This is a genomic window from Aeromonas sp. ASNIH7, from assembly GCF_002903485.1.
Lineage (GTDB): Bacteria > Pseudomonadota > Gammaproteobacteria > Enterobacterales > Aeromonadaceae > Aeromonas > Aeromonas caviae.
The window spans coordinates 3,292,153-3,309,285 of record NZ_CP026226.1 but is presented as its reverse complement, the minus strand read 5'-3'; the positions used below and the strand labels follow the sequence as shown (position 1 = coordinate 3,309,285).

16 protein-coding genes are annotated in these 17,133 nt (G+C 63.3%); 15 read left to right on the top strand and 1 reads right to left on the bottom strand.

What is annotated here, in order from left to right:
• Positions 1 to 82: 82 nt before the first annotated feature.
• Together corC and lnt are read left to right on the top strand one after the other, a co-directional pair.
• Positions 83 to 964: a CNNM family magnesium/cobalt transport protein CorC gene (corC, locus tag C2U47_RS15570; protein ID WP_010673769.1), complete on the top strand. Its 882-nt coding sequence runs from the start codon at positions 83 to 85 to the stop codon at positions 962 to 964.
• Positions 965 to 1,144: 180 nt separating this feature from the next.
• On the top strand, positions 1,145 to 2,674 hold the full coding sequence (gene lnt, locus C2U47_RS15565) for an apolipoprotein N-acyltransferase (RefSeq protein ID WP_010673768.1): 1,530 nt from the start codon (positions 1,145 to 1,147) through the stop codon (positions 2,672 to 2,674).
• An 85-nt stretch (positions 2,675 to 2,759) separates the two neighbouring features.
• On the opposite strand, the gene C2U47_RS15560 is transcribed toward lnt, so the two are convergent.
• On the bottom strand, positions 2,760 to 3,248 hold the full coding sequence (locus tag C2U47_RS15560; protein WP_029314098.1) for a zinc ribbon-containing protein: 489 nt from the start codon (positions 3,246 to 3,248) through the stop codon (positions 2,760 to 2,762).
• 242 nt (positions 3,249 to 3,490) lie between these two features.
• On the opposite strand from C2U47_RS15560, the gene leuS reads away from it, so the two are divergent.
• The 13 genes from leuS to lipB all read left to right on the top strand — a co-directional run bounded on the left by leuS (position 3,491) and on the right by lipB (position 17,079).
• Positions 3,491 to 6,067: a leucine--tRNA ligase gene (leuS, locus tag C2U47_RS15555; RefSeq protein WP_010673766.1), complete on the top strand. Its 2,577-nt coding sequence runs from the start codon at positions 3,491 to 3,493 to the stop codon at positions 6,065 to 6,067.
• Between the two features lie 112 nt (positions 6,068 to 6,179).
• Entirely contained in the window at positions 6,180 to 6,662 is a 483-nt protein-coding gene (locus C2U47_RS15550; RefSeq protein ID WP_010673765.1) for an LPS-assembly lipoprotein LptE, read from the top strand.
• A gap of 27 nt (positions 6,663 to 6,689) precedes the next feature.
• A complete protein-coding gene (gene holA, locus C2U47_RS15545; RefSeq protein ID WP_010673764.1) occupies positions 6,690 to 7,724 on the top strand; it encodes a DNA polymerase III subunit delta in 1,035 nt (344 codons plus the stop codon).
• A complete protein-coding gene (nadD, locus tag C2U47_RS15540; RefSeq protein WP_010673763.1) occupies positions 7,718 to 8,371 on the top strand; it encodes a nicotinate-nucleotide adenylyltransferase in 654 nt (217 codons plus the stop codon). The genes holA and nadD overlap by 7 nt, the downstream gene beginning before the upstream one ends.
• A gap of 212 nt (positions 8,372 to 8,583) precedes the next feature.
• Positions 8,584 to 8,925, top strand: a complete 342-nt coding sequence (rsfS, locus tag C2U47_RS15535) for a ribosome silencing factor (RefSeq protein ID WP_010673762.1) — start codon at positions 8,584 to 8,586, stop codon at positions 8,923 to 8,925.
• Between the two features lie 21 nt (positions 8,926 to 8,946).
• The gene (rlmH, locus tag C2U47_RS15530; RefSeq protein ID WP_005298242.1) at positions 8,947 to 9,414 is read left to right on the top strand and encodes a 23S rRNA (pseudouridine(1915)-N(3))-methyltransferase RlmH; all 468 of its coding nucleotides are present in this window, start codon (positions 8,947 to 8,949) and stop codon (positions 9,412 to 9,414) included.
• 64 nt (positions 9,415 to 9,478) lie between these two features.
• On the top strand, positions 9,479 to 11,392 hold the full coding sequence (mrdA, locus tag C2U47_RS15525; RefSeq protein WP_010673761.1) for a penicillin-binding protein 2: 1,914 nt from the start codon (positions 9,479 to 9,481) through the stop codon (positions 11,390 to 11,392).
• Positions 11,389 to 12,492, top strand: coding sequence for a rod shape-determining protein RodA (rodA, locus tag C2U47_RS15520; RefSeq protein WP_010673760.1), 1,104 nt, complete (start codon positions 11,389 to 11,391; stop codon positions 12,490 to 12,492). Before mrdA ends, rodA begins: the two co-directional genes overlap by 4 nt.
• Positions 12,492 to 13,490, top strand: a complete 999-nt coding sequence (gene mltB, locus C2U47_RS15515) for a lytic murein transglycosylase B (RefSeq protein ID WP_010673759.1) — start codon at positions 12,492 to 12,494, stop codon at positions 13,488 to 13,490. Before rodA ends, mltB begins: the two co-directional genes overlap by 1 nt.
• Entirely contained in the window at positions 13,432 to 14,355 is a 924-nt protein-coding gene (locus C2U47_RS15510) for a septal ring lytic transglycosylase RlpA family protein (RefSeq protein ID WP_029314093.1), read from the top strand. Before mltB ends, C2U47_RS15510 begins: the two co-directional genes overlap by 59 nt.
• Before the next feature lie 165 nt (positions 14,356 to 14,520).
• Positions 14,521 to 15,750, top strand: a complete 1,230-nt coding sequence (locus tag C2U47_RS15505) for a D-alanyl-D-alanine carboxypeptidase family protein (protein WP_010673757.1) — start codon at positions 14,521 to 14,523, stop codon at positions 15,748 to 15,750.
• Between the two features lie 279 nt (positions 15,751 to 16,029).
• Positions 16,030 to 16,293 carry a DUF493 family protein YbeD gene (ybeD, locus tag C2U47_RS15500; protein WP_010673756.1) on the top strand — a complete coding sequence of 88 codons (264 nt, stop codon included), beginning with the start codon at positions 16,030 to 16,032 and terminating at the stop codon, positions 16,291 to 16,293.
• A 93-nt stretch (positions 16,294 to 16,386) separates the two neighbouring features.
• The gene (gene lipB / locus C2U47_RS15495; protein WP_010673755.1) at positions 16,387 to 17,079 is read left to right on the top strand and encodes a lipoyl(octanoyl) transferase LipB; all 693 of its coding nucleotides are present in this window, start codon (positions 16,387 to 16,389) and stop codon (positions 17,077 to 17,079) included.
• Positions 17,080 to 17,133: the final 54 nt, after the last annotated feature.

Below are 17,133 nucleotides of genomic sequence, written 5' to 3'. Positions count from 1 at the left end.
CATCGTCTTGAAACAGCCGATGCCCATCCTCATATAGCCACAACGATTTCAAGTGTGTTCATACGAGTAACCAAGAGAGAAAATGACCGACGATCACCCTAGTACCGGCTCGCCGAAGAAAACCTGGCTCGACAAACTCAGCCAACTCTTCCAGGGCGAGCCAAAAGACCGCAACGATCTGGTAGAGGTCATCGCCGATGCCGAAGAGCGGGACCTCATCGATCAGGACACCAAGGACATGATCGAGGGCGTGCTCGAAATTGCCGAGCTGCGCGTGCGTGACATCATGATCCCCCGCTCCCAGATGGTGACCATCGAGAAGTCCCAGCCGGTGGACGAGTTCCTGCCAGTCATCATCGAATCCGGCCACTCCCGCTTCCCGGTGATCAACGAAGACAAGGATCACGTGGAGGGCATCTTGCTGGCCAAGGATCTGCTGCCGTTCGGTTTTGGCGGCCAGCATGCCAGCGAACCGCTCCAGCTGGAGAAGATCCTGCGTCCCACGGTGATCGTGCCGGAGAGCAAGCGGGTCGATCGCCTGCTCAAGGAGTTCCGGGAAGAGCGCTACCACATGGCCATCGTGGTGGACGAATTTGGCGGTGTCTCTGGTCTCGTGACCATCGAGGACATTCTGGAGCTCATCGTCGGCGAGATTGACGACGAGTTCGACGACATCGAGGACGAGCCGGAAGAGATCCGCCGCATCAGCAAGCGGGTCTTCTCGGTGAGCGCGCTGACCGAGATCGAGGACTTCAACGACTTCTTCGGCACCCAGTTCAGCGATGAAGAGGTGGACACCGTCGGCGGTCTGGTGATGCACGCCTTCAGCCACCTGCCCAAGAAGGGTGAAGAGATCGAACTCGACGGCTACCTGTTCAAGGTGATGCACGCCGATCGCCGTCGCCTGCAACAGTTGCAGGTGAAGATCCCCGAGCATCATGCGGCGGCGCAGCCGGAGTCCTGATCCCGCCCAACCCCACGCACATCCCGCGCCCCTCTCGTCAGGGGCGCTTTTTTTGCCTCTCTCCCGCCGCGCGACCGCCCCTGGGCCCACGCCGACCGCGAGGCTCGCCGTTGACCCGGTTTGCGGTTAAGATGTCGGCCATTGTGTTTCCATTCAGTCCAATTCGAGCCCCGATCCCCCGTGAAATCGAAACTCCTGACCAGCCTGTTTGCCATTGCCAGCGGCGCCATCGCCGTGCTGGCCTTCTCCCCTTTCGGCTACTGGCCCCTGGTGATCCCCTCCCTGCTCGGCCTTTACGCCCTGCTGGACAAGGCCACCCCCAAACAGGCAGCCTGGCGCGGCTTCGGCTACGCCATGGGTCTGTTCCTGCCCGGGCAGTGGTGGATCCACGTCAGCATGACGGAGTTTGGCGGCATTCCGCTGCCAGCCGCCTTCGTGCTGCTGGCCGGGCTCTGCGCCTATCTCTCCCTCTATCCGACCCTGGCCTGCTGGCTCTTCGCCCGCTTCTTTGCCGGCCGCCACTGGAGCCGCTGGCTGCTCGCCTTCCCGGCGCTCTGGCTGATGGCCGACTGGCTGCGGGGCTGGGTGATGACAGGCTACCCCTGGCTCTGGTTCGGCTACACCCAGATAGACGGCCCCCTCAAGGGCTTCGCTCCCCTTCTCGGGGTGCAGGGCATCACCCTCGCCCTGCTGCTCACCGCCTCCGCCCTCTGGCTGGTATGGCAACACCGCAAGCCGGCCTGGCTGCTGCTCCCCGTCGCCCTGGTGGGCGCCGCCCAGGGGCTGATGCAGCTCAACTGGGTGACCCGGGGTGAACCGGTCAAGGTCGCGCTGGTGCAGGGCAACATCGAGCAGTCCCTCAAGTGGGATCCGGAGGCCCTGGTGCCGACCGTGCGCAAGTATCAGGATCTCAGCCGCGAGAACCAGGATGCCGACATCATCGTCTGGCCGGAGTCCGCCATCCCAGCCATCGAGAAGGAGATGGGTACCTATCTGGAGAGCCTGGACAAGGCGATGAAGGTGAACGACACCGGCCTGCTGGCGGGGATCATCCATTACGATCTGAAACAGCAGCGCTTCTTCAATACCGTACTCGGCATGGGGGTACAGGATGCTGAGGGCAAGGAGTCCTACTACTACGAGCACAAGAACCGCTACTACAAGTACCATCTGCTGCCCATCGGCGAGTTCGTGCCCTTTGAAGATCTGCTGCGTCCCATCGCCCCCTTCTTCAACCTGCCCATGTCCTCCTTCAGCCGGGGGGACGAGGTGCAGCCAAACCTGATCGCCAAGGGGCTCAAGTTTGCCGCCGCCATCTGTTACGAGATCATCTTCCCGGACGAGGTGCGCCGCAACGTGCAGTCGGATACCGACTTTCTGCTGACCGTCTCCAACGACGCCTGGTTCGGTACCAGCATCGGCCCCTGGCAGCACATGGAGATCGCCCGCATGCGCGCCCTCGAGCTGGCCCGCCCGCTGCTGCGCGACACCAACACCGGCATCACCATCGTCACCGAGATAGACGGCAGCATCATCGCCCAGATCCCGCAGTTCGAGGCTGGAGTATTGCGTGCCGAGGTACGCCCCGCCCACGGCCAGACCCCCTATCTGCGTTTTGGCAGCTGGCCCATGTATGGCCTGGCCGCCGCCCTGCTGGGGCTGGCCCTGTGGCTGCGCCCACGTGCCCACCCCTGGGCGCGCAAGGGCTAAGACCACACAACGCCAATAAACAAAAGAGGCGCCCTTGGGCGCCTCTTTTTATGGTTTGGCTTATGGCTTGGCACAGTCTGGCGGCTCAAGGAGACAGCGGCTCGCGATGATATTCATCGGCCCCACACTCCGGGCAGGTGTCAAGCTGCTCCGGGTGCAGCACGGTATGGCGCCACTCGCAGTGATCGCACACCAGCACCCCGAGTCCCACCCAGTCCCCCGCCCGGTAGACCCCCTTGTGTTCCAGCTCGTCCGCCAACTCCTGCCACTCCACCTGGGTACGGTCGGTCACGTCCGCCAGCCAGGACCAGGCGGTGTCCTTGAGCGCCAGCATGAAGGCGGACTCCTCCACCTGCTCATCCTTGCGCCCTTCGTCATAGTTGCCCAGATCCCGCTTCACATACTCGGCGATCAGCGCCAGCTCGTCCTGGGTCAGATCCCCGGCCGCCTCCAGATAGGCCTGCACCTTGGCGATCATCCGGTTGAGGTGCTCTCCCTGAAACGCTTCCGTCTCTTCCCACTGCTTCTTGAGCTGGGCGATAAAGGCTTCATACCCTTGTCGACGTTTGTCCATGGCCATCACTCCTCTGCTGAATCCCGATCGAGCCAGACCCTGACCTCGGGCTCGGCGGATACGGGCGGCGGTTGCCATTCTCACTTCGTTGCGACTCTTGCGGCTCTGCAAATCCTCGCGGGTACCGGACCTGGCCCGAGACCGGGCGGATGCTGGCGGTTGTTGCCGCCGCAGGATATGGGTATTCTATCGGGATTTCCCAGCCGTTTTATCTATTCATTTCACAGATCCGGATGTCACCAATGCAAGAGCAATACGTTCCCCAATCCATAGAACCAGCAGTGCAGAAGCACTGGGATGCCAAGAAAACCTTCAAGGCGGTGGAGAAAGTAGACAAGGAAAAGTTCTACTGCCTCTCCATGTTCCCCTATCCGTCTGGTCGTCTACACATGGGGCACGTTCGCAACTACACCATAGGTGATGTGATCTCCCGTTATCAACGGCTCAATGGCAAGAACGTGCTGCAACCCATCGGTTGGGACGCCTTCGGCCTGCCGGCAGAAAACGCCGCCATCAAGAACAACACGGCGCCGGCCCCCTGGACCTACGAAAACATCGAATACATGAAGAACCAGCTGAAGATGCTGGGTCTGGGCTATGACTGGGATCGGGAGCTGGCCACCTGCAAGCCGGACTACTACCGCTGGGAGCAGTGGTTCTTCACCAAGCTCTACGAAAAGGGCCTGGTCTACAAGAAGACCTCTTCCGTCAACTGGTGCCCGAACGACATGACGGTGCTGGCCAACGAGCAGGTAGTGGACAACTGCTGCTGGCGCTGTGACACCCCGGTGGAACAAAAAGAGATCCCTCAGTGGTTCATCAAGATCACCGACTACGCCGAAGAGCTGTTGAACGACATCGACAATCTGGAAGGCTGGCCGGAGATGGTCAAGACCATGCAGCGCAACTGGATTGGCCGCTCCGAAGGGGTCAACATCAGCTTCAATATCGACGGTCAGGCCGAGCACCTCGAGGTCTACACCACCCGTCCGGACACCTTCATGGGTGTGACCTATGTGGGCATCGCCGCCGGTCACCCGCTGGCGCAGCAAGCAGCCCAGAACAATCCGGAGCTGGCCGCCTTCATCGAAGAGTGCAAGAACACCAAGGTAGCCGAAGCTGAACTGGCCACCATGGAGAAGAAGGGCATGGCAACCGGCCTCTACGCCATTCACCCGCTGGATGGCCGCAAGGTGCCCGTCTGGGTCGCCAACTTCGTGCTGATGAACTACGGCACCGGCGCCGTGATGGCGGTACCGGGTCACGACCTGCGTGACCACGAATTCGCCACCAAGTACGGCCTCGAGATCAAGCCTGTCATCAAGCCGGTTGATGGTGACGTCGACGTGAGCGAAGCGGCTTATACCGAGAAGGGCGTGCTGTTCAACTCCGGCGAGTTCGACGGCCTCGACTTCCAGGGTGCCTTCGATGCCATCGCCAACAAGCTGGAAGGGCTCGGCAAGGGCAAGCGCACCGTCAACTACCGTCTGCGCGACTGGGGTGTCTCCCGTCAGCGCTACTGGGGCGCTCCCATCCCCATGCTGACCCTGGCGGACGGTACCGTGGTGCCGACCCCGGAAGATCAGCTTCCGGTACTGCTGCCGGAAGACGTGGTGATGGATGGCATCCAGAGCCCGATCAAGGCCGACGCCGAGTGGGCCAAGACCACCTACAACGGCCAGGAAGCGTTCCGCGAGACCGATACCTTCGACACCTTCATGGAGTCCTCCTGGTACTACGCCCGCTACTGCTCCCCGGACTACGACAAGGGCATGCTGGATCCGGCGGCTGCCAACCACTGGCTGCCGGTGGATCAATACATCGGCGGCATCGAGCACGCCTGTATGCACCTGCTCTACGCCCGCTTCTTCCACAAGCTGCTGCGTGATGCGGGCCTCGTGAACAGCGACGAGCCGTTCAAGCGCCTGCTCTGCCAGGGCATGGTGCTGGCCGACGCCTTCTACTACAAGGATGAGAAGGGCGGCAACGTCTGGGTCAGCCCCCTCGACGTCAAGGTGGAACGTGACGACAAGGGCCGCATCACCAAGGCGGTCGACCTTGAGGGTCGTGAAGTGATCCACTCCGGCATGACCAAGATGTCCAAGTCCAAGAACAACGGCATCGACCCGCAGTTGATGGTGGAGCGTTACGGCGCCGATACCGTCCGTCTGTTCATGATGTTTGCCTCCCCGGCCGAGATGACCCTGGAGTGGTCCGACTCCGGCGTAGAGGGTGCCCAGCGCTTCCTGCGTCGCCTGTGGCGCATCACCTTCGAGCACGTATCCGGTGGCGCCGTTGCCGCACTGGACGTCGCCGCCCTCACCAGCGACCAGAAAGCCGTGCGCCGCGAGCTGCACAAGACCATCGCCAAGGTGAGCGACGACGTGGGTCGCCGTCAGACTTTCAACACCGCCATCGCTGCCATCATGGAGCTGATGAACAACCTGGCAAAACTGGGCAGCGACGCTCAGGATCGCGCCCTGATGCAGGAAGCGCTGGAAGCGGTCGTGGTCATGCTCTACCCCATCACCCCGCACATCGGCTTCGAGCTGTGGAAGATGCTGGGCAAGGAAGGGGACATCGATGTCGCGGCCTGGCCGGTGGCCGACGAAGCGGCCATGGTCGAGACCGAGAAGCTGGTGGTGGTGCAGATCAACGGCAAGATGCGCGGCAAGCTGACCGTGCCGGCCGAGATAAGCCAGGCCGACGTCGAGAAGCTGGCCATGGCCGATGCGTCCGTACAGAAGTTCACCGACGGTCTGACCGTGCGCAAAGTCGTGTACGTGCCGGGCAAACTGCTCAACATCGTGGCCAACTGATGACGCCTCCCCTGGCGGCGGCCGACGGTCTGGGCCAGGGGCTGACGACACACGGATGATGACGGCGGGCCCTGCGCCCGCCGCTCTTCCCTTCATGCAAAGAGGATTTTTTATGGGCACCATCTTCACGCGCTGGATGGCCATCGTGCTGGCAGGACTGTTGCTGCAGGCCTGCGGTTTTCAGATGCGGGGCACCGCCATTCCCCCCGAACTGATGACCATGAAAGTGGTCGGTGACAACAAGAGCGACTTCTACCGACTGGTCACCACCCGCCTCAAGGCCGCTGGCGTGCAGCTCGCCGACAAGGAGGGCATCCCGGTGCTGACCCTGGCCGGGGTACGTAGCCGCAGCCAGGTCGCCTCCGTCGACTCCATCGGCCAGGACCGCGAATACCTGCTCAGTTACAGCACCCAGTTCACCGTGGTCATGCCGGGCAAACCGACCCAGGTCTTCCCCATCACCTTCAACCGCAGCTTCCTGAACAAGCCGGATGCGGCACTCGCCTCCTCCCGCGAGCAGGAACAGCTCGGCAAGGAGATGCAGGAGCAGGCCGCCAACCTGGTTATTCGCCAGCTCAGTCAGGTCAAGTTCTGATGCGCGTATCTTGATGAGAGGGTGTTGATGAGAGTCTATCCCGAGCAGTTTGCGGATCATCTCAAGGCAGGGCTCAAGCCCTGCTATCTCATTTTTGGGGACGAGCCCCTGCTCAAGCTGGAAGCCGTCGACGCCGTGCGCCAGGTGGCACGCAAACAGGGCTTCGATGAACGCCACAGCTTCGTGGTGGAACAGGGGCTGGACTGGAACCAGGTCTACGATGCCTGCCAGGCCATGAGCCTGTTCTCGGCCCGCCAGATCATCGAGCTGGAGCTGCCCGCCAAGATCGACAAGGATCTCGCCGCCCGCATCAGCGACATTGGCAAGCAGCTCCACCCCGACCTGCTGCTGGTGCTCTCGGGCCCCCGCCTCAACCAGACCCAGATGAAGGCGGCCTGGTTCGACAAGCTGAGCCAGAGCGGCACCTATGTACCGGTCAACCACCCCGAGCCCCGCTTCTTCCCGCGCTGGATGAGCGCCCGCTTTCAGCGCTTCGGCCTCAAGGCACTGCCGGATGCGGTCAACTTCATGTGCCACGCCTACGAGGGCAACCTGCTGGCCGCGAGCCAGGAGATCGAGAAGCTGACCCTGCTCTCGCCGCCCCAGCCCATCAGCGTCGCCTATCTGCAGGAGACCATCATCCGCCACGCCCACTTCACTCCCTTCCAGCTCGTCGATACCCTGCTGGAAGGAAAGGTGAACCGGGCCCAGCGCATCCTGCTGGCCCTGCGCGCCGAGGGCACCGAACCCGGCATGCTGGCCTGGACCCTGTGCCGCGAGCTGGAGCAGCTCACCGAGCTGGCGCTGGCCGCCCGCGCCGGACAGCCCCTGGTGGAGCATTTCAGCCGCCTGCGCATCTGGCAGAGCCGCCAGCAGCTCATCCAGCAGGCGCTGACCCGGCTTCCCTTCCCCAAGATCCGGCAACTCTGGCAACTGATGGCCCAGCTGGACCATGCCCAGCGCCATTTCGACACCGAACAGGCCTGGCTGATGCTGCAAACCATCGCCCTCGGCTTTCGTGACGGTACCCCGCTCCCCCTGCTGGAGACGGAATCATGCTGACACCGCCCATCGGGATCCTCGGCGGCACCTTCGATCCCATTCACATCGGCCACCTGAGGCCCGCCATCGAGGCACGGGACGCCCTGGGTCTGGCCGAGGTGCGCCTGCTCCCGAACCATATCCCGCCCCACCGGGCCAATCCGCTCTGCTCCAGCGAGCAGCGGCTCGCCATGGTCCGGCTCGCTGCGGCGGACAACCCGGGATTCGTGGTGGATGAGCGGGAGCTCAGGCGCGACACCCCCTCCTGGACTATCGACACCCTTGTCGAGTTGAGGAGCGAGCTGCCGGACACCCCGCTCTGCTTTTTGATGGGGATGGATTCCCTGCTCGGCCTGCCGGGCTGGCACCGCTGGCAGGAGCTGCTCGATTACGCCCATCTGGTGGTGAGCTGCCGCCCAGGCTGGCAACCGGATTATTCCGTCCAGGTTGCCGAGCTGCTGGCCCGCCACCAGACCCGGGACATTCAGGATCTCCATCGCCAGCGCCACGGTCATGTCTGGCTTTGTGACAACCTGCCCGTCGAGCTGTCGGCCACACGCCTGCGTGCCCTGCTCGCGGCAGGCCAGGATCCCAAATACCTGCTGCCCAACCCGGTCGCCGACTATATCCGGCGCCACGGGCTCTACCGCTCATCGGCAACGCAGTAAACGGCGCCACGCAGGCGGATCAGCCGACACGTCCGGGCGCACCGGGCCCGGCCCTGACTATTGCCAGGCCGGGTTGCACACTATAGTGATCGTCAAGGGGCCCCTCCCCCACGGGACGCCTCCCCGGGCGATGCTCCCTTTGCCAGGCTGGGAAACGGGAGTGACCATGATATAATCCGCCGCCCTCTGGCGCCGGAAGATAGGAGAAGACATTGCAAGGCCAAGAATTGCTCGCCTTTATCGTCGACAAGATCGATGACATGAAAGGCCGCGACATCATCACCCTCGATGTGCGCGGCAAATCCAGCATCACGGACACCATGATCATCTGCTCCGGCAACTCCAATCGTCACGTCAGTGCCATCGCCCACAACCTCGCCAGCGAGGCCCGTCATGCGGGGCTCGACCTGCTGAGCGTGGAAGGGGAACTCACCGGTGAGTGGGTGCTGGTGGACATGGGGTCGGTCATCGTCCACGTGATGCAGGATGAGTACCGCGACTTCTACCAGCTGGAAAAACTCTGGAGCGGCGCCGCCCAGGTCAATTCGCAATAAAGGGCGACAGCGTAACCAAAGATGAAGATCCAGTTGATTGCCGTGGGCACCAAGATGCCTGCCTGGGTAGAGCATGGCTTCGAAGAGTACCGTCGCCGCTTCCCCAAAGACATGCCGTTCGAGCTGGTCGAGATCGGCGCAGGCAAGCGCGGCAAGAATGCCGACATTCCCCGCATCCTGCAAAAGGAAGGGGAAGCCATGCTGGCCGCCGCCGGCCGCTCCCGTATCGTGACCCTGGACATTCCGGGCAAGCCCTGGACCACGGAGCAGCTCGCCGTGCAACTGGAAGCCTGGAAGCTGGATGGCCGGGATGTGGCGCTGCTGGTGGGTGGCCCGGAGGGGCTCTCCCCCGAGTGCAAGGCTGCCGCGGAGCAGAGCTGGTCTCTCTCGCCCCTGACCCTGCCCCATCCCTTGGTGCGGGTACTGGTGGCCGAGAGCCTCTATCGCGCCTGGAGCATCACCACCAATCACCCTTATCACAGAGAGTGACCCATGCCGACCCTGAGCATGCATTTCTCCTCTCTCACCCGCACGTCAGCCACAAGGTAACGGCATGCTGAAGAATCGCATTGAAATGCGCGATCACAGTGCCGAGGGACGTCTGTTCTTCCGGCGCACCCTGGTCGCCTACATCGGCATGGTCACCCTCATGCTGGTGCTGCTGGCTAACCTCTACTACCTGCAAGTAGAGTCTTACGAAACTTATCAGACCCGATCCAACGACAACCGCATCCGTGTGGTACCGGTGGCGCCGCCCCGTGGCCTCATCTACGACGCCAACGGTGTCCTGCTGGCGGAAAACCGCCCTGTCTACAGCCTGGAGATCGTGCCCGAAGAGACCGAGAACCTGGAGAAGACCGCGGACGACCTCATCACCCTGCTGGCCCTGCCGGAGGGGACCAAGGAGAAGTTCCTGGCCGAGGTCAAACGTCAGCGCCGCTTCAAGCCCGTGCCCCTGTTCGAGAAGCTGACCGAATACCAGGTCGCCCTCTTCTCGGTCAACCAGCACAACTACCCGGGGGCCAGCATCGAGGCCTACCTCAAGCGCTACTACCCGTTCGGCGATACCCTGACCCATGCCCTGGGCTACGTGGCCAAGATCAACACCCGTGACGTGGAGCGCCTCGAGAAGGAGGAGAAGCTCGCCAACTATGCCGCCACCAAGGACATCGGCAAACAGGGGGTAGAGAAGTACTACGAGGATCAGCTGCACGGCGTGGCGGGTTATCAGGAGGTCGAGGTGAACAACCGCGGCCGGGTGGTGCGCACCCTGAAATTCCAGCCCCCCGAGCCCGGCAAGGACATCTACCTCAACATCGACATCCGCCTGCAGTTGAAAGCCCAGGAGCTGCTGGCCGGCCGCCGGGGCGCCATCGTGATGATGGAGCCCAACACCGGCGCCATCCTGGCCATGGAGTCGAGCCCGAGCTACGACCCCAACCTGTTCGTGACCGGCATCTCCAGCGCCAACTACTCGGCGCTGCTCAACGATCCCGCCCGGCCGCTGGTCAACCGCACCACCCAGGGCATCTATGCCCCCGCCTCCACCGTCAAGCCCATGATGGCGGTGATGGGGCTCAATGAGGGGGCGATCACCCCCAATTACCGCTACTTCGGCGGGCCCAGCTTCTCCATCCCGGGCACCACCAAGAAGTTCCGGGACTGGCGCCGCTGGGGCCACGGCTGGCTCGACGTCTATCGCGCCATCGAGGTCTCGGCGGATACCTATTTCTACGATCTCGCCTACCGGGTCGGCATCGACAAGATCAACAGCTACATGACCAAGTTCGGCTTCGGCCAGTACAGCGGCGTGGACCTCTATGAAGAGACCCGGGGCGTCATGCCCTCCCGGGACTGGAAGATGGCCCGCTGGCGTCAACCCTGGTACCAGGGGGACACCATCTCCATCGGCATCGGCCAGGGCTACTGGAGCGCCACCCCGATCCAGCTCGCCAAGGCCATCAGCATCCTGACCCAGAACGGTCACGACGTGACGCCGCACCTGCTCAAGAGCACAGCCTCCTCCGATGGCGTGGTCAACGCCCCCATCAACCCGAACGTGGCCATCGCCGCCAAGAGCGATACCTACTGGCAGGTGGCCAAGGACGGCATGTGGCGCGTCATCAACGGCCACGAAGGGACGGGGCGCCGCGCCTTCGCCAATACCCCCTACAAGGCGGCGGGCAAGTCTGGCACCGCCCAGGTGGTGGGCCTGAAAGAGAACCAGGTCTACAACGCGGCCACCACCAAGGTGGAGCACCGCGACAACGCCCTGTTCGTCGCCTTCGCTCCCTTCGAGGCACCCAAGGCGGTGGTCGCCCTGGTGCTGGAGAACGCCGGGGGCGGCAGCGCCATGGCGGCACCGGTCGCCCGCCACATGCTGGATGCCTATCTGCTGCCGCCGGAACCCCAGTTGCCACCGGCACCGGAAAAGCCGTCCCAACCGAGTGAGGTCGTTTCCCAATGAGTAATTCTGCCCGCCAGCAGAGCATCTGGTACAAGCTGCACATCGACCTGCCGCTGCTGCTCGGCCTGCTGACCCTGATGGCCCTCTCCATGGTGGTGCTCTACTCCGCCTCGGGCCAGGATCTCGACTCCATCGTGCGCCAGCTGGTGCGCGGCGCCCTGGCCTTCGGTCTGATGATCGGCATGGCCCAGCTGCCGCCCTCCCTCTATGCCCGCTGGTCGGTGCCCCTGTTTGCGGTGGTGGTGCTGCTGCTCATCGCGGTGGACGTGTTCGGCCATATCGGAAAGGGGGCCCAGCGCTGGCTCGATCTCGGCTTCATGAAGTTCCAGCCCTCCGAGGTGATGAAACTCTCCATGCCCATCATGGTGGCCGCCTGGCTCAGCCGGCACTCCCTGCCGCCAAAGTTCAGCCATGTGATGATCGCCCTGGTGATGGTGCTGCTGCCCACCCTGCTGATCGCGGCCCAACCCGATCTCGGCACCTCCATCCTGGTGGCCGCTTCCGGCTTCTTCGTCATCTTCCTGGCGGGGATCAGCTGGTGGCTCATCGGGCTCGCGGTCTTGCTCATCTGCGCCTTCATGCCGGTACTCTGGTTCTTCCTGATGCACGACTACCAGCGCCAGCGGGTGCTGATGCTGCTGGACCCGGAGAAGGACCCGCTCGGTCGCGGCTATCACATCATCCAGTCCAAGATTGCGATCGGCTCCGGCGGCGTGTTCGGCAAGGGGTGGCTGCAAGGTACCCAGTCCCAGCTCGAATTCCTGCCAGAGCGCCACACCGACTTCATCTTCGCCGTCTTCAGCGAGGAGTTCGGTCTGGTGGGAGTGGCCCTCTTGCTGGTCATCTACCTCTACATCATCAGCCGCTGCCTGTTTATCTCCATGCAGGCCCAGAACAGCTTCGAACGCCTGCTGGGGGGCGCCCTGACCCTGACCTTCTTCGTCTATGTGTTCGTCAACATGGGCATGGTAAGCGGCATCCTGCCAGTGGTAGGAGTTCCCCTGCCACTGGTGAGCTACGGCGGCACCTCCATGGTGACCCTGATGGCGGGCTTCGGCGTTCTGATGTCCATCCAGACCCACAGGCGGCTGCTCGCCTGATGCGGCTCGGCTGGCTGGCTCTATCTCTGTGCACCCTGACGGCGGGTGCTGCCGTCTCGCCGGCCCGGCTCAGCCTGCTGGCCGAGCAGCAGCAGGTGCCGCTGGCAGAGTTGCAGGCCGCCGCCGCCCAGGCCAGCCTGCGCCAGGAGGTACTGGACACCATCCGCCGCCCCTGGGAAGCCAAGCCCTGGCACCGCTACAGGCCGCTGTTCGTCACCCCGGAGCGCATCCGGGACGGAGTGGGATTCTGGCAGCGCCATGCCGCCACCCTGGCACGGGCCGAGCAGACCTACCAGGTCCCCGCCTCCCTCATCGTCGCCATCATCGGCATCGAGACCTTTTACGGTCGACAGATGGGCCGCCATCCGGTGCTCGACAGCCTTTACACCCTGGGATTCCACTACCCAGAACGGGCGGATTTCTTCGCCAAGGAGTTTGCCCAGCTGGTGCTGCTTGCCCGGGAAGAGAAGTGGCCGCTCACCAATCTCAAGGGCTCCTATGCCGGCGCCATGGGCATGGGCCAGTTCATGCCCTCCAGCTACCGCCACTACGCGGTCGACTTCGACGGAGACGGCAAGCGGGATCTCTTCGCCAACCCGGCAGATGCCATCGGCAGCGTGGCCAACTACTTCGCCCTGCACCACTGGCGCTGGGGCGAGCCGGTGGTGGAGCCCGCCTTGATCGGATTGGCGCCAGTAGGTACCCTGCTTGCACCCGAGCCCGAGCTAAGACACCGCTGGGCAGAGCTGGCCGCTGCGGGCATAGAAGTCGCCACACCGCCGTCACCCGAGACGCCGGTAAAACTGCTGGCGATGGAGCAGGCCGAAGGACCGGAATACTGGGTCGCGCGCCACAATTTTTACGTGATCACCCGCTACAATCGCAGCCCTCTCTATGCGATGGCGGTGCATCAACTCAGTCAAGCAATCCAGGACGCTTATGCATTACAGCCACAAACTTCTTCCCCTCAGCCTGACCTTGTTGCTGGCCGCCTGTAGCAGCCAACCCGAGCCCCAGCCGCTGCCGCCAGAGCCCATCCCCCAGGAGAAGCCCCAGGTCATCGAGATTCCCCAGGCGACCGGCGCCATTCCCCGCCCCGAACCCATGAGCGAGAGCGGCAACCGGGACTACTGGATCGGCAAGCAGAAGTTTGAGGTGTGGCGCGACGTCAAGCACTACAGCGAGGAAGGCACTGCCAGTTGGCTCTCCCGGGATCTGGACGGCAACAAGACTGCCAACGGTGACGTGCAGGACAGCACCCTGTTCAGCGCCGCCCACCGCAACCTGCCCCTGCCAAGCTACGTGCGGGTCACCAATCTGGACAACGGTCTGGAGACCATAGTTCGCGTCAATGATCGCGGCCCCTTCGGCAGCGATCGCCTCATCGATCTCTCCCACGCCGCCGCCGCGCAGCTGGAGATGGTGGAAGGGGGTGAGGCCCGGGTGCGCCTCGAACTCATCACCGATCAGCCGGATCAGATGGTAGAGATGGTGCCCATGACCCCGATGACGCCCATGGAGCCTGCGGCGCCAGCAGCCAATTCCTTCGCGAACGAGACGCCGGCCCCCACGGCACCGGCCAAGGCCGCGCCTGCTCCTGCCGCCACGGCAACCACCACCGTCTCCCCCCCCAAGGCCGGTGCGACCCAGGGCAAGATGATCCAGGTGCTCGCCAGCGGCTCGCAGGCGCGGGCCGAGGCCATGGGCAAGGTGATGACCCAGCGCTATGGCGTGCCGTACCAGGTGGTGGCACATGGCGCCGTCTTCCGCGTCCTGCTCGGACCCGTGGCCAGCGACAAGCAGGCCCCTCTGCTCGAGCAGATCCGCCAGGGTGGGTTGGAGCAGGCCTTCATCGTGCCCTGATACCCGCCCCGACCTCGCGCCGGGATACGACGCGAGGTCGGGGACCATCCCATAAAATCCCGTCCAGGTCGCATCTCGGACTATGACCGACACGCACATCTGGTATAGTGGGGCCCGCTTTTTTTCAACTTGGGTACATCCCATCCAGGCACCAGGAATTTCAAGATGTCCAAATTTGCCCGCTCCGTTATTCTGGCCTCCCTGTTAAGCGCCACCGCTCAGGCCAACCAGCCTGTTCCGACCCCGGATTCGGCCCTGCCGAGTGCCCAGCCGGTCCCCACTTTGAACAGCGCCCCCATGGTGGTGCCTGCCGCGCCCGAGATCTCCGCCAAGGCCCACATCCTGATCGACTACTTCTCGGGCCAGGTGCTGGCCGAGCAGAACGCCGACGAGCGTCTGCCCCCCGCCAGCCTGACCAAGATGATGACCTCCTACATCGTCGGCGACGAGCTGCACAAAGGGAACATCAAGGGCACCGACATGGTGACCATCAGCCAGAACGCCTGGTCCAAGAACTACTCCGACTCCTCCAAGATGTTCATCGAGGTGGGCAAGCAGGTCTCCGTCGATGATCTCAACAAGGGCATCATCATCCAGTCCGGCAACGACGCCTGCGTCGCCATGGCCGAGCACCTGGCAGGCAGCACCGACTCCTTCGCCAGCCTGATGAACGCCTGGGCCGCCAAGCTCGGCATGAAGGACTCCCAGTTCAAGAACCCCCACGGCCTGGATGAAGAGGGCCACTACAGTACCGCCCGCGACATGGCCCGCCTGGGTCAGGCCCTGATCCACGATCAGCCGGAGGAGTACAAGATCTACTCCCAGAAGTCCTTCGTGTTCAACGGCATCACCCAGCACAACCGCAACCGCCTGCTGTGGGACCAATCCCTGCAGGTTGACGGCATCAAGACAGGTCACGTCAGCCAGGTCGGCTACAACCTGGTCTCTTCCGCCACCAACAACGAAGGCATGCGCCTGATCGCCGTGGTCATGGGGGCCAACAGCGAGGCCTCCCGCGCTGCCGAGAGCAAGAAGCTGCTCACCTACGGCTTCCGCTTCTTCCAGAGCCTGACCCCCTACAAGGCGGGCACCGAACTGGTCACCCAGAAGATCTGGATGGGCGACAAGCCGGAAGTGAAGCTGGGGGTCGACAAGGACGTCTCCGTGCTGGTCACCCGTGGCCAGGGCAACAACCTCAAGGCGGACTTCCAGCTGGAGAGCGAGCTGAAGGCGCCCCTGGCCAAGGGCCAGCGCGTCGGCACCGTGTACCTCAAGCAAGGGGACAAGGAGATCAAGCAGGTTCCCCTGGTTGCCCTGGAAGAGGTGCAGGAAGGTGGCCTGATGAGCCGCCTGTGGGATTACCTGGTGATGCTGGTCTCCAGCTGGTTCAAGTAACAGACCCTTCCTCAAGCAGCGGCGCCAACAGGCGCCGCTCCTGTCTTTTGCGGTCTGTCCAGTCAATAACCCTGTAATCTGCAGGTTCCGCCGACTGACGATTTGTGGTAAAAAGCAGCATTTCCACGTCTTGCCGCACCGCCGGGTCTTGATCCCGAGGCGGCTCATGCCCATATAGACTGGGAACTGTCCCCTGGGGGCAGATGAGGGGACCGTTTCGGCGGCCCTCAAAGACGTAAAGATGACGTCGCGTCCCGGCGACCCAGAAAGGTGAAGTAGATGAATACCAAGTTTGATGAACTGCTGGAGTTCCCCTGCAAGTTCCCGTTCAAGGTGCTTGGCGTGGCCGATCCCGCCCTGCCCGACATGGTGGTGGAAGTGCTGCAGCAACATGCTCCCGGCACCTACAGCCCGACCGTTCAACCTAGCTCCAAGGGCAACTATCACTCGGTACGGGTGACGGTCACCGCCCAGAGCAAGGAACACATCGAGGCCATGTATACCGCCCTTGGCAAGATCGAGCTGGTTCGTTACGTCCTGTAAGTTGCCTCTCTCGCCCCGCCACCGGGGCGACTGATTATTTGCCGCCCGGTCGCAGCGGCGACCGTACCGACACCGCGCCGCCAGTGAGGAAAGATGTCACTCGAAACGCCCGCCGAGCCACAACCGTCAGCCGGCCAACTGCTCGTCAGACAGCTGGGCCGTCGCCCCTACCAGCCGGTGTGGGACGCCATGAAGGCGTTCACCGACAATCGCACCCCCGACACCCCGGACGAGTTCTGGGTGGTGGAGCATGACCCCGTCTACACACAGGGTCAGGCCGGCAAGGCCGAACACCTGCTCGCCCCCGGCAACATCCCGGTGGTGCAGAGTGATCGCGGTGGCCAGGTGACCTATCACGGCCCGGGCCAGCTGGTGCTCTACGTGCTGGTGGATGTGCGCCGCAGCAAGCTCTCGGTACGGGAGCTGGTGACCTGCCTCGAAACCGCCATCATCAACACGCTCGCCAAAAGCAATATTGAGGCCTACGCCAAGGCCGATGCCCCGGGCGTCTACGTGAAGAGCGATCTGGGTATGGAGGCCAAGCTGGCGTCCCTGGGCTTGCGCATTCGCAAGGGGTGCTCGTTCCACGGGTTGGCCCTCAACGTCAACATGGACATGACTCCCTTCCTGCGCATCAATCCGTGCGGCTATGCGGGCATGGCCATGACCCAGACCAGCGCCCTGGGCGGCCCACAGAGCGTCGCCGAGGCACAGTCCCTGCTGGTGACGGAGCTGGCCCGCCTGATTGGCTACCAAGAGATCACGAATACCGAAGAGGCGGCATGAGCAACCCCATGCCCCGTGGTCACGAGGGAGCCGCAAGGCCTCTGGTGACCGTCA

Bases quoted from the DNA above. Each gene is read 5' to 3' on its own strand.
- corC (WP_010673769.1), top strand. From the start codon at position 83: ATGACCGACGATCACCCTAGTACCGGCTCGCCGAAGAAAACCTGGCTC.
- C2U47_RS15560 (WP_029314098.1), bottom strand. From the start codon at position 3,248: ATGGACAAACGTCGACAAGGGTATGAAGCCTTTATCGCCCAGCTCAAG.
- leuS (WP_010673766.1), top strand. From the start codon at position 3,491: ATGCAAGAGCAATACGTTCCCCAATCCATAGAACCAGCAGTGCAGAAG.
- C2U47_RS15550 (WP_010673765.1), top strand. From the start codon at position 6,180: ATGGGCACCATCTTCACGCGCTGGATGGCCATCGTGCTGGCAGGACTG.
- holA (WP_010673764.1), top strand. From the start codon at position 6,690: ATGAGAGTCTATCCCGAGCAGTTTGCGGATCATCTCAAGGCAGGGCTC.
- nadD (WP_010673763.1), top strand. From the start codon at position 7,718: ATGCTGACACCGCCCATCGGGATCCTCGGCGGCACCTTCGATCCCATT.
- rlmH (WP_005298242.1), top strand. From the start codon at position 8,947: ATGAAGATCCAGTTGATTGCCGTGGGCACCAAGATGCCTGCCTGGGTA.
- mrdA (WP_010673761.1), top strand. From the start codon at position 9,479: ATGCTGAAGAATCGCATTGAAATGCGCGATCACAGTGCCGAGGGACGT.
- rodA (WP_010673760.1), top strand. From the start codon at position 11,389: ATGAGTAATTCTGCCCGCCAGCAGAGCATCTGGTACAAGCTGCACATC.
- mltB (WP_010673759.1), top strand. From the start codon at position 12,492: ATGCGGCTCGGCTGGCTGGCTCTATCTCTGTGCACCCTGACGGCGGGT.
- C2U47_RS15510 (WP_029314093.1), top strand. From the start codon at position 13,432: ATGCATTACAGCCACAAACTTCTTCCCCTCAGCCTGACCTTGTTGCTG.
- C2U47_RS15505 (WP_010673757.1), top strand. From the start codon at position 14,521: ATGTCCAAATTTGCCCGCTCCGTTATTCTGGCCTCCCTGTTAAGCGCC.
- ybeD (WP_010673756.1), top strand. From the start codon at position 16,030: ATGAATACCAAGTTTGATGAACTGCTGGAGTTCCCCTGCAAGTTCCCG.
- lipB (WP_010673755.1), top strand. From the start codon at position 16,387: ATGTCACTCGAAACGCCCGCCGAGCCACAACCGTCAGCCGGCCAACTG.